Annotated in this window: 13 protein-coding genes; 6 read left to right on the plus strand and 7 right to left on the minus strand. The window is 58.3% G+C overall.

All coding sequences use genetic code 11. From position 1 onward, the window contains the following. Nucleotides 1-38: 38 nt before the first annotated feature. The gene (katG, locus tag QC816_RS08495) at nucleotides 39-2,189 is read left to right on the plus strand and encodes a catalase/peroxidase HPI (RefSeq protein ID WP_085919682.1); all 2,151 of its coding nucleotides are present in this window, start codon (nucleotides 39-41) and stop codon (nucleotides 2,187-2,189) included. 79 nt (nucleotides 2,190-2,268) lie between these two features. Here the strand turns inward: katG and QC816_RS08500 are convergent, their stop codons facing one another. Beyond that, a complete protein-coding gene (locus QC816_RS08500) occupies nucleotides 2,269-2,721 on the minus strand; it encodes an Rrf2 family transcriptional regulator (protein ID WP_085919683.1) in 453 nt (150 codons plus the stop codon). Nucleotides 2,722-2,936: 215 nt separating this feature from the next. Here QC816_RS08500 and hmpA point away from each other — a divergent pair, with 215 nt between their 5' ends. After that, nucleotides 2,937-4,106: an NO-inducible flavohemoprotein gene (gene hmpA / locus QC816_RS08505; RefSeq protein ID WP_309781607.1), complete on the plus strand. Its 1,170-nt coding sequence runs from the start codon at nucleotides 2,937-2,939 to the stop codon at nucleotides 4,104-4,106. Here hmpA and QC816_RS08510 read toward each other — a convergent pair. The 3 genes from QC816_RS08510 to QC816_RS08520 are packed head-to-tail and all read right to left on the minus strand — an operon-like array spanning nucleotide 4,103 to nucleotide 6,488. Next, a complete protein-coding gene (locus QC816_RS08510) occupies nucleotides 4,103-5,038 on the minus strand; it encodes a 5-oxoprolinase subunit C family protein (protein ID WP_309781608.1) in 936 nt (311 codons plus the stop codon). The genes hmpA and QC816_RS08510 overlap by 4 nt on opposite strands. Continuing rightward, a complete protein-coding gene (gene pxpB / locus QC816_RS08515; protein WP_309781609.1) occupies nucleotides 5,035-5,739 on the minus strand; it encodes a 5-oxoprolinase subunit PxpB in 705 nt (234 codons plus the stop codon). The genes QC816_RS08510 and pxpB overlap by 4 nt, the downstream gene beginning before the upstream one ends. After that, nucleotides 5,736-6,488, minus strand: coding sequence for a 5-oxoprolinase subunit PxpA (locus QC816_RS08520; protein WP_309781610.1), 753 nt, complete (start codon nucleotides 6,486-6,488; stop codon nucleotides 5,736-5,738). The genes pxpB and QC816_RS08520 overlap by 4 nt, the downstream gene beginning before the upstream one ends. Before the next feature lie 334 nt (nucleotides 6,489-6,822). Between QC816_RS08520 and QC816_RS08525 the strand changes: the two genes are divergently transcribed. The 3 genes from QC816_RS08525 to QC816_RS08535 are packed head-to-tail and all read left to right on the plus strand — an operon-like array spanning nucleotide 6,823 to nucleotide 9,751. Then, nucleotides 6,823-7,806 (plus strand): TRAP transporter substrate-binding protein, encoded by a 984-nt coding sequence (locus QC816_RS08525; RefSeq protein ID WP_085919688.1) that lies wholly within the window; start codon nucleotides 6,823-6,825, stop codon nucleotides 7,804-7,806. Between the two features lie 57 nt (nucleotides 7,807-7,863). Then, nucleotides 7,864-8,427, plus strand: coding sequence for a TRAP transporter small permease (locus tag QC816_RS08530; protein WP_092824555.1), 564 nt, complete (start codon nucleotides 7,864-7,866; stop codon nucleotides 8,425-8,427). A gap of 19 nt (nucleotides 8,428-8,446) precedes the next feature. After that, nucleotides 8,447-9,751: a TRAP transporter large permease gene (locus QC816_RS08535; protein WP_092824553.1), complete on the plus strand. Its 1,305-nt coding sequence runs from the start codon at nucleotides 8,447-8,449 to the stop codon at nucleotides 9,749-9,751. Between the two features lie 24 nt (nucleotides 9,752-9,775). Here the strand turns inward: QC816_RS08535 and QC816_RS08540 are convergent, their stop codons facing one another. Continuing rightward, nucleotides 9,776-11,305, minus strand: coding sequence for a sensor domain-containing diguanylate cyclase (locus QC816_RS08540; protein ID WP_092824551.1), 1,530 nt, complete (start codon nucleotides 11,303-11,305; stop codon nucleotides 9,776-9,778). A 181-nt stretch (nucleotides 11,306-11,486) separates the two neighbouring features. Here QC816_RS08540 and QC816_RS08545 point away from each other — a divergent pair, with 181 nt between their 5' ends. Beyond that, the gene (locus QC816_RS08545; protein ID WP_309781611.1) at nucleotides 11,487-14,183 is read left to right on the plus strand and encodes an EAL domain-containing protein; all 2,697 of its coding nucleotides are present in this window, start codon (nucleotides 11,487-11,489) and stop codon (nucleotides 14,181-14,183) included. Here QC816_RS08545 and QC816_RS08550 read toward each other — a convergent pair. Continuing rightward, a complete protein-coding gene (locus QC816_RS08550) occupies nucleotides 14,180-14,923 on the minus strand; it encodes a sulfite exporter TauE/SafE family protein (protein ID WP_085919693.1) in 744 nt (247 codons plus the stop codon). The genes QC816_RS08545 and QC816_RS08550 overlap by 4 nt on opposite strands. Before the next feature lie 113 nt (nucleotides 14,924-15,036). Beyond that, nucleotides 15,037-15,840 (minus strand): 5-deoxy-glucuronate isomerase, encoded by an 804-nt coding sequence (gene iolB / locus QC816_RS08555; protein WP_199284144.1) that lies wholly within the window; start codon nucleotides 15,838-15,840, stop codon nucleotides 15,037-15,039. Between the last annotated feature and the right edge of the window lie 72 nt (nucleotides 15,841-15,912).

Genomic DNA, 15,912 nt, shown 5'->3' on the forward strand with positions numbered 1-15,912 from the left:
TACTTGCCAGCGACAAAAGCAATTGAGGGGAGAGCAATATGAGCGGCAAATGTCCGGTAATGCACGGGGGCAACACCTCCACAGGTACGTCCAACAAGGATTGGTGGCCGGAAGGCATCAACCTGGAGATCCTGCATCAGCAAGATCGCAAATCCAATCCGATGAGCCCTGATTTCAACTATCGGGAAGAAGTCAGAAAGCTCGATTTTGATGCGCTCAAGCAGGATGTTCACGCCCTGATGACCGATAGCCAATCGTGGTGGCCGGCAGACTGGGGCCATTACGGCGGTTTGATGATCCGTATGGCATGGCACTCGGCAGGTACCTACCGTATTGCCGATGGTCGTGGCGGCGGCGGTACCGGCAGCCAGCGCTTCGCGCCGCTCAACTCCTGGCCCGATAACACCAGCCTTGATAAGGCGCGTCGTCTGTTGTGGCCGATCAAGAAAAAATACGGCAACAAGATCAGCTGGGCCGATCTGATGATCCTGGCCGGTACTGTTGCCTATGAATCCATGGGGCTGCCGTCCTACGGGTTCTCGTTCGGCCGTGAAGATATCTGGGAACCGGAAAAAGATATCTATTGGGGCGATGAGAAAGAGTGGTTGGCGCCTTCAGATGAGCGTTATGAAGATGTCGATAGCCCCGAGACCATGGAAAACCCGCTGGCAGCCGTCCAGATGGGCCTTATCTACGTTAACCCCGAAGGTGTTAACGGCCAGTCGGATCCGCTGAAGACCGGTCAGCAGATACGCGAAACCTTCGCCCGTATGGCGATGAACGACGAAGAAACCGCCGCGCTGACTGCTGGTGGTCACACTGTGGGCAAGTGTCACGGTAATGGCGATGCCTCTGTGCTGGATGCCGAGCCTGAAGCCTCAGACGTTGAGAATCAGGGTTTCGGTTGGGGCAATCCCAACATGGACGGCAAGGCCAGCAATGCCGTTACATCGGGTATCGAAGGCGCATGGACGACGAACCCAACCCAGTTCGACATGGGTTACTTTGACCTGCTGTTTGGCTACGAATGGGAACTCAGGAAGAGCCCTGCTGGCGCAAATCAGTGGGAGCCGGTGAACATCAAGGAAGAAGACAAGCCGGTCGATGCCAGTGACCCGTCGATACGTCATAACCCGATCATGACCGATGCGGACATGGCGATGAAGATGGATCCGACCTACCGGGCGTACTGCGAAAAATTCATGGCTGACCCGGAGTACTTCAAGACGACGTTCGCCAAGGCGTGGTTCAAGCTGACCCACCGCGACCTGGGGCCGAAAGCACGCTACATTGGCCCGGAAGTACCCGACGAAGACCTGATCTGGCAGGACCCCATTCCGGCGGGTAACACCAACTACTCCGTCGAGAAGGTCAAAAAGCAGATTGCTGAAAGTGGTCTCAGCCAGAGCGACATGATCACCACTGCCTGGGATAGCGCACGGACCTATCGCGGTTCCGACATGCGCGGCGGTGCCAACGGCGCGCGTATTCGTCTTGCCCCGCAGAAAGACTGGGCGGGTAACGAGCCTGAGCGGTTGGCCAAGGTGCTGGCAGTGTACGAAAAAATCTCTGCCGACTCGGGTGCCAGCATCGCCGATGTGATCGTGCTGGGCGGCAGCGTAGGCATCGAGAAAGCGGCTAAAGCGGCGGGTTACGAGGCGCTTGTACCCTTCACACCGGGTCGCGGTGACGCCACTGACGAGATGACCGACGCCGATTCCTTCGCGCCGCTCGAGCCGCTGGCCGATGGTTTCCGTAACTGGCAGAAGAAAGATTACGTGGTCAAGCCGGAAGAAATGCTCCTCGACCGCGCGCAGTTGATGGGCCTGACCGGGCCGGAATTAACGGTTCTGCTCGGTGGTATGCGTGTCCTGGGCACCAACTTCGGTGGCACCAAGCATGGCGTATTCACCGACCGTGAAGGCCAGTTGACCAATGACTTCTTCGTTAACCTGACCGACATGAGTTACGCCTGGAAGTCAGCAGGTAACAACACTTACGAAATTCGTGACCGCAAAACGGATGCCGTCAAGTGGACCGCCACGCGCGTTGACCTGGTGTTCGGTTCCAACTCTCTGCTGCGTTCCTACGCGGAAGTTTATGCCCAGGATGACAATGGCGAGAAGTTTGTGAACGACTTTATCGCCGCCTGGACGAAAGTGATGAACGCGGATCGCTTCGACGTTTAAGCGCGACGCCGCCATCGACAAGGCGCTGCCCTCGGGCAGCGCCTTTTTTTTGCCACTAGTGCCGGCTCTTTTCTGTGGTTTAGGTCGTCACGTTCAGCGCTGGAATGCGCAGTAGCTGGCGTAGCTGCGGCAAACGCTCTTCCAGCAGATCTGCCAGGGTGTAGCGATCGAGCACCGCAAAAAACGCTTCCAATGCCTCATTCAGTACAGGCGGCAGACGACAGGCGGGGGTGATAACGCAGGCGTTTTTGTCGCGAAAGCATTCCACCAAGCCAAATTCAGACTCGGTATCGCGCACCAGGGCACCGAGTTTGATGCTGGCAGGGTCGCGCTTCAGCCACAGGCCGCCGTGCTTGCCGCGTAGGGCGGTGAGGTAACCTTTTTGGTTGAGCTCCTGGACGATCTTCATCACGTGATGGCGCGATACGTTATACGTCGAGGCGATCTCGTCGATCGTTGCGCGCTCCTCGCCTTTTACCGCCAGATAGAGCAGCACGCGAATGGAATAATCGGTAAAGCTGGTCAGGTGCATAGACAGTCCGCGACGGGTCGAAGGGCGATCGCTCAAACCTCCATTATACGGTGAATTGGGGACAAGGCGAAGCGCGCTCAAGGACAGCGTCCAGGCCGGGTAGCCGGGTGATGTGGCAGATTGTCGCTGAAGGTTGGCGGCAACGCTTAAAGATGTATTATAGATACTACTTTAATAAAAAACGTCGCCCTATCACTCAATCAGCGAGGCTCACCATGCTTACCCAAGACCAAGAAGCGTTAATTGCTGTCACCGCGCCCGTCGTGGCGGAACACTTGAATACCATCACCCAGCGTTTTTACCCGCTGATGTTCGAGCGTTACCCCAGCGTGAAGCCGCTTTTCAATCAGGTTCATCAGCAAAACGGCGCCCAGCCCCGGGCATTGGCAGGCGCCGTATTGGCCTATGTAGGCTTGCGCGAAGACCCAATGAAAGCCCGTCAAACGCTCGAAACGGTGGTCAACAAACACGTATCGCTGGGCATTTTGCCGGAGCAGTATCCGATTGTGGGCGAGTGCCTGATGATGGCGATTGGCGAGGTGTTGGGCGATGCGGTTACCCCTGAGATCGCTGATGCCTGGGGAGCGCTCTACCAGGAGCTTGCCGATTTATTGATCGAGCTGGAAGAAAACCGCTATCAGGAGTTTGAGCAACGTGAAGGCGGCTGGCGCGGCACGCGGCGTTTCCGCGTGGCGGATAGCCAGCAGGAAAGCGCGGTGATTCGGTCGTTCATCCTTGAGCCCGAAGACGGCGGCCCGGTGGCGGCGCATGCGCCCGGCCAGTACATCGGCGTCAAGGTGACCATCGACGGCGAGCCGGTGCACCGCCACTATAGCCTGTCGGCAACACCCAACGGCCGCGCCTACCGGGTGTCGATCAAGCGCGAGAGCGATGGTCGCGTGAGTCGTTACTTCCACGATCAGTTAGCCAATGGCGGGGTTGTCGAGTTACTCCCTCCGGCGGGTGAGATGACGCTGGTACCCGGTGACGCACCACTGATGCTGATCAGCGGCGGTGTGGGGCAGACCCCGCTGCTGCCGATCGCCAAACAGGCACTTGGCCAGTGCCGCCGGGTGGTCTATCTGCACGCGGCACAAAGCCCTGAATATTGGGCCTTTGCCGATGAGCTACGCGCGCTTGAAAAGGCCTATCCGGCACAGTTCACGCTGGTGACCGTGTTTGAGCAAGGCGACGAAGGCGACCATCAAGGGCGTCTCCACCAGGCGCTGCTGGCCGATTATTTACCCGAAGGCGCGCACTGCTACTTCGTTGGCCCCCATGGCATGATGGAAGGTGTCGAGCAGGCGCTGAAGCAACTGGGCGTGGCGGATTCACATCGCCACTATGAGCACTTCGGTCCCGCCATGCCGCTTAACGCGGCCTAATCGGCGATCCAGTGGGCGAACTGTCGACGGTAGGCGGCTTGGGCCTGGCTGACGCTGACCGGCGTCAGCCATACCTGGGTGCCCGGCAGGCACTGGGCAAGCGTGGCACAGGCGATTGGTGTCAACGCCCCCAGGCGTGGGTAGCCGCCAATGGTCTGGCGGTCGTTCATCAGCACAATGGGCTGGCCGTCGGGGGGGACCTGTACGGCGCCCAGCGGTATACCCTCCGAAACGATGCCCTTTAGCGTGCCGCCAAGCACCGGCCCGGTCAGGCGAATGCCCATGCGGTCGGCGCGGTTATCGACCTGCCAGGGCGTATTAAACGCCTGATACAGGCTGTTGCCGGAAAAACTGGCTACCTGGGAGCCAAGCACGATGGGCAGGCGGCAGCCGGACGTTGGCATGAGCGGGGTCAGGTTTTCAGGCAGCGTGCGTGGTGGTTGAGAGCTTCCCCGCCACGTCAGGCGCTCGCCCGCCATGAGCGGCTGACCGTTCTCCTGCAGGCCGCCTAATTGCTCGCGGACCGTGCACGAACGGCTGCCAAGCACCTCGGGCGCATCCAGGCCCCCGGGAAAAGCCAGGTAAGCGCGTAACCCCTGACGTGGCTGCTTAAAGGCCAACTCCTGTCCTGAGCGCAAGCTGAAGCTGGCGTTGGGTGCGAGTGGTTTGCCGTCAAGGGTGGCAGCCAGGTCGGCACCGGCCAGTGCCAGCGTTACCTCGTCCTCGGCTTCCAGCGTCAGGCCACCTCCCATGACAATTTCAAGGGCAGCGCTGTTGAGCGGGTTGCCCAGTAGCCAGTTGGCCCAATGAAATGCGATCCAGTCGGCAGCCCCGCCCTGGGTGACACCCAGATGACCCACGCCAAAGCGTCCTGCGTCTTGAACCAATGCCAGCGGCCCTGCCTTTTTTACCACTAATCCTGCCTGGCTCACGAGCGTTCCTCCATTGGCGTGGTATCGCCACCCTGGGCCTCAAAGTCGGCGCGGGAGATAGACCGGAAGCGTACGCTGTCGCCTGGACGCAATAGCGGTTCCCCGCGTTTGGCGTGTTCGAATAGCGGCACTGCCGTGCGGCCCAACACGTTCCATCCGCCGGGAGAGGGGAGTGGGTAAATGGCCGTTTGACGATCGGCGATGCCGACGCTACCGGCGGCCACGTGCCGCCTGGGAGTGGTCAGGCGTGGTGTCGCAATGGTGTCATTCACCAAGCCCATGAAGCCGTACCCCGGCGCAAAGCCCAGCGCGAACACGCAGTAGTCGTCTTGGCAGTGCTGATCAACCAGCTCGGCAATGCTGATGCCCGCGCGCTTGGCCACCCGCTCAAGATCCGGCCCGACGCTCTCGTCGTACCAGACGGGGATCTCATGGTGCTGGCCTTGCTGGGTATCGGCGGGCGACAGGCCCGTCAGGGCGTCCTGCACGCGTGCCTGGGCGTCGAGGTGGCTAAGCGTTCGGCAGTCATAATGCAGTAACAGCGTCGTATAGGACGGCAGCAAATCGACCAGCGCCTCGCCAAAAGCATCGCGCAGCGCCTGGTCAGCCGCCAGAATCCAGGCCATGTTGCTGACGTCGATGGTATCGAAAAGGCGTACCATCAAGGCTTCCATCCCGGCGGTTTCGATACGCAGCTTCACGCTGCCCCCAGATTATTAAATGCATCGCGGATGGCGCGCACGGCGGCGACAGACTCGGGGTTGTCGCCGTGAACGCAAAGCGTATCGCAGGGTAACGACAGCGAGGTTCCGTCGCGGGCGGTGAGGGGTTCGCCTTTGGCCAGCATGACGGCCTGGTCGACGATCGTGGCCTGGTCATGGTGGACCGCATCGGGCAGCCGCCGTGAGGCCAGGTGGCCGTTGGCTTCATAGGCCCGGTCGGCAAAGGTCTCGAACCACAGGTTGACCCTCAGCTTGGCGGCTAACTCGCGGTGCGGCTCGGGGTTGGCAGTGGCCATGATCATGAGCGGCAGGCCGGGATCATAGGCATGCACTGCGCGCATCACGCCTTCAAGCAGTTCAGGGTTGGCCGCCATATCGTTGTAGAGCGCGCCATGGGGTTTGATGTAGCTCAACTGAGTGCCCTCCGCCTGGCAGATACCCGCCAGAGCGCCAATCTGGTAGAGCACCATATCCTCGACCTCGCTTTGTGAACAGGCCATGGAGCGGCGACCAAAGCCCATCAGGTCAGGGTAGCCGGGGTGCGCGCCAATACGCACACCGTGTCGAGCCGCGAGTTTGACCGTGCGGCGCATGACGTGGGGGTCGGAGGCATGATAGCCGCAGGCAATGTTGGCGCAGTCAACAAAGGGCATCACCTCGTCGTCCAGGCCAATCGACCAGTTGCCAAAGCTTTCACCCATGTCGCAGTTGAGAAGCGGAAGGGGCATAGGGCCTCCTGTAGTTATCAAAGAGCTATGGTCATCAAAGAGCTATTCTCATCAAAGAACTATGGTCATCAAAGAGCCATGGTCATTAAAAAAAGCGATCAAGCATTTATTCAATATATGAAGTCGTTGGCGGCACTGCCAAGCTTTTAGCTGGCGTTACGCCTTGATGCGCTATCTATCGTGCTGTTATTTCGTGGAAAAAAGGTTGACGACGAAATCTCATAAGATTATCAACGGCACTAGGCTATAGGCTTGAAGGTGATGAAAAGCACCGCCTACGTCAAGCGTGCAGTAACACCACAAGGTACTAACCTATCGACACGAGGGCTTAATCATGCGTACCCGCATTGCAACGCCGCTGCTTCTGGTCACGGCATGTAGCATCGCCGCGACCGCTCAGGCCGCCGAATGGACCATGGCAACGCCTTACGGCGATGCCAGTTTTCATACTCAAAACACCAAGCAGTTCGCCGAAGACGTTGCCGAGGCAACGGATGGGGACCTGACCATTAACGTGCAAAGCGGTGGTGCCCTCGTTTCTCACGGCGAAATCAAGCCATCGGTACGCCGTGGCACCATTGCCGCAGGGGAGATATTCCTCTCGGTACTCTCCAATGAAAACCCGATTTTTGAGGTGGATACCCTACCCGGTGTGGCCGGAGGCTATGAAGAAGCTTATGCGCTTTGGGAAGCCACCAAGCCAATCATCAGTGATCTGTTTGAGGAAGAAGGCCTGATTCCGCTTTACGCGGTACCCTGGCCTGCTCAGGGTATCTATACCGCTGAAGAGCTGACCGACCCGGATCAATTTGACGGCTTGCGTGTGCGGGCGCCCAATATCAATACTCAGCGGTTTATCGAAAACCTGGGGGGCAGCCCGACCGAAACGGAAGAGTCCGATATCCCCACAGCGTTCAGCACCGGCCGGGTAGATGCCATGATCACCTCGAGTTCCACGGGCAATTCGATGGCTGCCTGGGATTACGTCTCGCATTACACCGATGCCAACCTCTGGCTACCCAAGAACATCGTGTTCATCAACCAGCGCAGCTTTGACCAGCTGGACGAAGACACCCAGGATGCCTTGATGGAAGCGGCCGAGAAAGCCGAAGAGCGCGGCTGGGAAATGAGCCGCGAAGATAACCAGGAAAGCCTGGCGATATTGAAAGAAAACGGCATCACCGTTTCCGAACCCAACGAGGATGTGGGGGAGGCACTGCAGGAAGCGGGTGATGAACTGTTTGCCGATTGGGAATCCCGGGCTGACGATCAAGCCAAGGAAGCGCTGCAGTCATACCGTGATCAACTTGAGGATTGATGACCTGTGTTGAGCGGCGCAGATACTGCGCCGCTTTGCGCGCAAGAGGCCAAACCGATGACGTTCAAATTCGATAAGCTTTATCGCCTGGGTGCCTGGGGCGCTGCGCTTTGCATGATCGCGATTTGCGCGCTGGTCTCGACCCAGGTGTTTTCTAGGTTGGTCGATGCGCTACTGGTCATGGTCGGTAGCGCGCGACTAAACATCAGCATCACCGGCGTCTCTGAAATGGCATCTTATCTGCTGGTTGGTGCCACCTTTCTAGGCTTGGCGTATACCTTCGTCCACCACGCCCATATCCGGGTAACCTTGCTGATTACCCGGCTTCCCTCGACGCTCCGAGTCTGGTTCGAGGTGTTTGGCTTGATGGTGGCGATGACGCTTAGCCTGCTGCTCTGCTACGGGTTGATTGCGTTGATCCGCGAAAGCATCGCCTATAACGATGTTTCCTCAGGCTTTTTGTCGATTCCGCTGTGGATTCCCCAAGCCGTGTTGGTGACCGGCGTTGCCTTGCTGTGTTTGGCGCTGGGCGAGGCGCTGGTGATGGCGCTGCGCCTGGCATTCAAGGACCCATCACGTTTTCGCGAAGTCATGGCCAGCGAAGAAAACAACGACCCCTGAACCTTGTGGGAGATGCCCTGTGCTGCTACTTAGTGTCGTCACCATCCTGACCCTGCTGGTGCTGTTGGGCAGCGGCGTTTGGATAGCCTTTGCGTTGATTGGTACCGCCTGGATAGCGCTCTCACTGTTCAGCTCGTTTGAACCAGGCCCGGTGCTGGCGTCTGATTTCTGGGGGGCGAGTTACGGTTGGGATCTCACCGCGCTGCCGATGTTCATCTGGATGGGCGAGATCCTGTTCCGCTCGGGGCTGGCCGACAACATGTTTCGTGGGCTTTCGCCCTGGTTAAACCGGTTCCCCGGGCGTTTGCTACACACCAATATCATCGGCAGTGGCATGTTCGCGGCGGTGTGTGGCTCGTCGGCGGCCACCTGTGCCACGGTGGGCAAGATGACCTTACCGGAGCTGGAACGCCGGGGTTACGACCCGCAGATGGCGATCGGCACTCTGGCTAGTGCCTCGACACTGGGGTTGTTGATTCCTCCCTCCATCGTGCTGATTGTCTATGGCGTCGTGACCGAGCAATCCATCTCGCGGCTGTTCATGGCGGGTATTGGTCCTGGCCTCATGATTCTTTCGATGTTCATGGGCTATCTGGTGCTTTGGTCGCTGCTCAAGGGCAACCGTGCCGGGCTGACCGGCAATGACGAGTCGGGAATGAGCTTTGCCGAAAAGCTGCGTAATACCTGGTCGCTGATCCCCATCCTGTTGTTGATTGGCGGGATTATTGTGTCGATCTACGGCGGCTTGGCGTCGCCCACCGAGGCGGCGGCGGTCGGGGTGGTGCTATCGATGTTGATTGCTCGTTCGAATGGGCATTTCAACCGCGAGATATTTCAATCCTCGCTTTTCGCAGCGGTGCGCACGGCGTGCATGATCGCTTTTATCATCGCCGGGGCATCGTTTCTTACCTCGGCCATGGGCTTTACCCAGGTCCCGATGAAGCTGGCGCAAGCGATTGGGGAAATGGGCCTGTCGCCCACCATGCTGCTATTGGCGCTAACGGTGCTGTTGCTGGTGATGGGGTGCTTTCTGGACGGCATTTCGCTGATTCTGCTGGTCACCTCGATTATCATGCCGCTGGTCAGCGCTGCCGGGTTTGACCTTATCTGGTTTGGGATTTATCTGGTGATTGTGGTCGAGATGTCGCAAATCACGCCGCCCGTGGGCTTTAATCTCTTCGTGATACAAGGCCTCACCGGGAAGGATATCCTGACCATCACCAAAGCAACGCTGCCGTTCTTTCTCTTGATGCTGGTAGCGGTTGCCTTGCTGCATCTTTTCCCGAGTATTGCGCTGTACCTGCCCTATGCGATGAATCGCTAACCCCGGGCCCTGCGCAATGCATCGTTAGTGCCCATAAAGCGAAATGCCGCCGCGCCCATTGCGTTTGATGTAGTACATGCTCTGGTCGGCGGCATCGATAAGTTCTCTGCCGTTGCCAAAGCCGCCGTCGCTAAGGCAGGCAATGCCGATGGAAACCGATACGAAAAGGGGCTTGCCATCAACCGTTTCCATGGGCGTTTCGGCAAGGCGCTTGGCAATCCGCTTGGCGAAACGTTGTGCTCCCTTGGCCGACTCATCGGGCAGAATGATCAAAAATTCCTCGCCCCCGTAGCGGCCGGCTAAATCCCCCTCGCGAACCAGCGAGCCGAGTACGCGGCCGAAGCGCTCCAGTACGCGGTCACCGGTCTGGTGGCCAAAGCGGTCATTGAGCTTCTTGAAATGGTCCAGATCGATAAACACCACTGACATGGTGTGGTCGTGCGTTTGGCAATATTCAAAACGTTTGTGCAGCTGTTCTTCCAGCCAGGCGCGATTGGAAAGTCCGGTGAGCGGATCCCGTCGGCTACGTTCTTCCAGTTCCGTCTGGCGTTGCTGGAGCTCATCGAGCTCCTGCTGTTGGGCATTCAACCGGGCGTTGAGCACAAATGTCTGCTGAAAGAGTAACTGCTGTGCCTGGATGATCAACGCCTCGGTATCGTGCGAGGAAGGGACGGTAAGTTCGAAGAGATTGGTTAAAAGGGGCAGTTGGGATTGGACGTTTTTTAGCAAGTCGCTTAGTGAGATAGCAGGCGTCGTCACCACCGGACTCAACTGACGCAATAGGGTCGCCAACGCTTGACTGGGGTTGGCCGACAGCCACGTATCGGCGATAGGGCCTGAAAGACGCAGGCACAGTAAGTAAGTCTCTTTCTGAGTTCCAATCTCATCGTGGCTGGCGCTGATGGCTTGGGCCAGCGAAACCGGCACCCCCCACTTGGCGGCGAGCCAACTGCCAACCGATGAGTGGTCACAGCCGAAGCGCAGGTGTTCGCCACGACTGAGTTGCGCATGGGAAAAGGTGGTGTTTGCGTACAGGTCATGGGCGTCTTTGGGGTAAACCGCTAGCAATGCCAGCATGCCGATGTCCTGGAGCAGTGCCGCGGTAAATACAAAGCTGGCCTCCTCGGGGCACAGCTGTTCTGCAAGGGAGCGGGCCGCCAGGGCCGACACAATGGAGCGCCCCCAAATACGCTGAATCAGGTCACCTGACTGGCGGTCACGCCATAAGCTAAAACTCAGCACCGCGGCCAGCGTGGCGTCCAGCCCGAGTCGCGACGTAGCTTCCCGACACGAATGCGTTTCTGTTTGTTGACGGGCATAAAAAGCGCTATTGGCCAATGAAATCAACCGCAAGGTCAGTGCCGGATCCTGCTCGATGGCATTGGCATAATCATTCAGGGTCGCATCGGGGTAGCCCGCCACCTCCAGGACGCGAATGGCCACCGTGGGCAGCGATGGTAGCCTGGCGCATTGGTCTAGGTCGCTCTGCAGAAAACCCGGCAGAGCCGGTATGGCGAGGTGATGTGTGTTGTCGCTACTTATGATGCCCGTCATATCGGCTCCTTTGCTCATGCTAGCTTAAAGGGCCAATTGATTTTTTTCATCTTATATCGTTGGAAAGCAAGCTAATACCTTCGGTAGGTGTAGCCTATATTAGCCAAGCGTTTAGTGTCAGGGCTTCACCGTCAAGACGGTTCACTATAAGCTTGATTCAAACTGGGCAGCGAGACAACCAATGCAGACGGGGATTGAAGCGGCCGATATCTTTCGGCAGTTGGCTGAAGGTATGGGGCAAACGGGTACTCCTCAGTTTTACCCAACGCTAGTGGAGCGGCTGGCCACCTTGCTGGGCGTGGATCATGCATTGGTGGCCCACGTTAATACTGAAAATGGCACACAGGCGAGTGTCGTCGAAACACTGGCGGTTTGGTCCAACGGAATGCATATGCCCAATGTCGTCTACCCATTGGCTGGTACACCCTGTGAGACCGTCGTGGGGCGCGAACCGTGCTTATATCCCTGTGATGTGCAACAGCGCTTTCCTGATGATCATCTGCTGGCGGCGCTGGGAGCCGATAGTTACATGGGCCTGCCGTTGTTGGCAGCGGACGGGAGAACGATCGGACTACTGGCGCTATTAAAAAATGCCCCCATGGCGCTGGATGACCTCGCCAGGGAAGTGCTACGCATTGCGGCGGCGCAAGCCGGTGCCGAGCTTGGCCGCCAGCAGGCGGAGGAGGCGCTCAAGGCCAGCGAGGCCGTGGCAAGGGAAAGCGAGCGGCGCCTGGATACGCTGCTCAATCACCTGCCGGGGATGGCATACCGTTGCCTGAATGATGATCATTGGACCATGGAGTTGGTCAGCCAGGGCGCTCAAGAGCTAACGGGTTATCACCCCCATGAACTGGTAGGCAACCACCTCATCAGCTTCGCTGAATTGATCAATGAGCAAGATGCATCGCGATTGTTTGATGAGGTGCAGGCGGCGATTCGCGACAGGCGCCCTTACCAGGTAGTTTATCGGCTGCATCATCGCGATGGCCGAATCCGCTGGATGTGGGAGCAAGGACAAGCGGTTCTTGATGCGGCGGACAAGGTTGTCTGCCTGGAAGGGTTTATCACTGATGTGACTGATAATCAGGAAGCCCAGCGCGTTCAGCAGGCGGTGATGCAGGTGGCCTCAACGGTCACGTCACACGTGGGTGACGATTACTTTCAACAGTTGATCAGCACATTGGTGGAATTGTTGGAAGCTGACGGCGGCTTTATCGCACTGCTCAATCGGTCTCCCCATGAGGTTGGCGAGCGTTATCCCTCGGCGGGCACGGTCACCACGGTAAGCCTCATCGCAGACGGCACACCGCTAAGCAACCAGACCTTTCTGCTGAGTGGTTCACCCTGCGAACAGGTGGCAATTGAACGCGAGGCCGTTTCGCATAATGGCGATTACACGCCCCTACCCGGCAATGCCATCAAGGCCCAGGCCTGGATAGGCCGACGTCTCGATAACGCTCACGGTGAAGCGATTGGCGTGATGATGGTTTTCTACCGTGAGCCGCTTACGACCAATGCCTTCGCGACCTCAGTGCTCCGTATTTTGTCGACCGGCGCCGCGGCAGAATTAGAGCGCCGACGTGATCAGCGCCGTATGCACCAGCTGGCATATACTGACGGCACAACGGGGCTTGCGAACCGCGTTCGCTTCCTGGAGGTTCAAACCCGGATGCTGCGCGAAGCAGCCAGGCACCATCAGTCACTAAGCTTGATTCTGCTCGATATCCGCCGTTTCAAGGAGGTCAACGATACCCATGGCCATCAGGTGGGCGACCAGCTGTTGGCGACGATCGCAGGGCGCCTGCAGGATGCCATACCTGATAGCAGTACTCTGGCGCGTTTATCCGGCGATGAATTCGCAATACTGATGGATAACCCTGACGAGGCCGAATTGGCCGAAACGCTGGACAACCTTCGTGAGGCCGTCGCTGAAACCATCCGATTGGGGCATAACGCGTTCAATCTGGAAGTGAGCGTGGGTTTCTCCCGTTACCCTGCGGATGCGACGGTGGCGAGCGAACTGTTCAAGGCGGCCAGTATTGCCTTGCACCACGCCAAGCGTGATGGCAGCGTCTGCCCATTCAGCTACGACATGATGCGTCAACAGCGCCGCCGTCAGAAAATGACCGAGCGGCTCCACCAAGCGCTGATGGAAAACCGCTTGGCGCTTTACTACCAACCCCAAGTCAATCTGAAGACTGGCCAACTGGCGGGCGCGGAGGCGTTGTGTCGCTGGTACGAGCCCGACTGGGGGTGGATCAGCCCGGGGGAATTCATCCCATTGGCGGAGGAGCGCGGGCTGATTAGCGCGTTGGGTGATTGGGTGCTGGCGGAGGCTGCCAGGCAGCTCCTTGAATGGCAATCACAAGGGATGGCAGCACTGCCAGGGCGCTTGTCGATTAATATCGCCGCGCAACAGTTTGCCGATCCACAGTTGGCTCAGCATATTGCTGAACTGACACAAGGCGTGCCAGCGTCGGCGTTGGCCCTGGAGCTCACCGAGAGCGACTTCATGCGCGACCCCGACCAGGCGGTCGAGATTACCCAGAGGATGCGCGATGCTGGGTATGTCCTGTTTATCGATGATTTTGGCACCGGGTATTCATCGCTTGCCTATCTACGACGCTTTGCCGCCGACGCGCTGAAAATCGATATCTCCTTTGTACGCGAGATGCTCGACAATCAGCATGACCGCGCCATTGTGAAAACCATCATTGCAATGGCCGATGCCCTGGGAATGAAAACCCTGGCGGAAGGGGTCGAGCATCAGGCGCAGGCCGAGCTGCTGGCCGAAATGGGATGCCTCGAAGCGCAAGGGTTTTTGTTCGGTCGGCCCAAACCGGCCGATGAGTTTGCAGCGGTGTGGTTGGGCCGCTAGCCCAACGCTTGCCAAATCAGATTAAAACCGACTAAAAACATCGCCAGAATAACCAAGCGGTAGAACAACACTTCGTTGACGCGACTTTGCAGCCACAGGCCGTTGCGCACGCCGATCCAGGCAATGGGCACCAGTACCAGCGAGGCCCAGGCACTGGTCACGTTAATCTCACCAAGCCACATGTACGGGGCCAGCTTGATCACGTTTACCACGGCAAAGGTGACGGCGCAGGTGGCGATAAAGGTCTCTTTCGACAGCTTGCGCGGCAGCAGGTACACGTTGAGCGGTGGTGCACCTGCGTGAGCCATGAAGCTGGTAAACCCGCAGATGCTCGCCGCCGGTAATGCCCATCGGGAGGAAATGGGCTTTTTGGCGACGGGCTTGAGTAGCATGTAAGCGGCAAACACCAAGGTGATCACGCCGAGGGTCAGGCGCAAGCCCTGTTCGCTCAGGCTGTCGAACAGCAGCGTCCCTACTGCCACGCCGATGAACAGCCCCGGCACAAAACGCCATACCTCGGCTACCGCCTGCCTGCCCCACCACGCCTTCACCGCAAACACATCCATCACCAGTAACAGCGGTAATAAAAGGCCCGCTGCCTGAGCCGGGCTGATCGCCAGCGCCATCAGCGGCACCGACAGCGTGCCGAAACCACCCGCAAAGCCGCCTTTGGAAACGCCGGTCAGGTACACGGAAAATACGATTAACAGCCAGGCGATCACGGAGTAGTCGGGGAGCATACGCTTCTCTCGGTTATCAGTTCTCGGGTATCAGTGGTCAATAAAAAGCCCCGCAGAAGCGGGGCACCACAGTTTAGCATTAGATGAACGTTAGCGGGCGAAGCGTCACTCCATCAAGTTTTCATTAGCCACTCGTGGTCGGGGTCGTTGTGGAATTTCCACACCCGTTTGGGGCCGGCCATCACGTTTAAGTAATAAAGCGAGTAGCCATGGGCAGCACCAACAGGGTGATAGCCCTTGGGTACCAGTACACAGCAGCCGTTTTCTACCGCCATGGTGTCATCAAGGCTGCGGTCATCGGTGTAGACGCGCTGAAAGGCAAAGCCCTGAGCGGGATTAATGCGGTGGTAGTAAGTCTCTTCCAACTGTGACTCGTGGGGTAAGTTATCCACATCGTGTTTATGGGGCGGGTAGCTCGACCAGTTACCTGCGGGGGTGAATACTTCGACCACCAGCAGGCTATCGGCGGGCTCCGTCTCCGGCAAAATGTCGTGCACATGGCGGGTGTTCGTGCCCTGGCCACGGGTGCTCTGCTTGATGTTGTCCGGTGCAATCAAGCGTGGCGCATGATTGCCATGCCCTGGGGCCGCACACACCGCTAGCTCAAGATCGGTGGTCGCTTCCACCGCGTAGCTAACCCCATTGGGTAGGTACACCGCGTAGGGTGGAATCTGTTCAAAGATATCCATGCGCTTGCCGATATCATCAAAGCGATGCTCACCGCAGGTCACATTGGCGCGCCCTGTGAGCAGCACCAGGCAGACTTCCTGATCATCGCTGCTGGCTTCCAGACGCTGCCCCTTGGCGAGTTTATGCACCCGAAAGCCGACATGCGTCCAGCCAGCGGAGGCGGGGGTAACGTCAATCACGGTGCCTTGTGCGTCTGGGGCGGTGGGGCGTACCAGTAGTGAAGTCATTCTTCGCTCCTCTTGACGGTTCGGCGACGGTCTAGTCAGCCAAGCGTCTTGAAAATATAATCTGATGTGGCT

The sequence above is a fragment of the Vreelandella janggokensis genome (assembly GCF_031451615.1).
In the GTDB taxonomy this organism is placed as follows: domain Bacteria; phylum Pseudomonadota; class Gammaproteobacteria; order Pseudomonadales; family Halomonadaceae; genus Vreelandella; species Vreelandella janggokensis.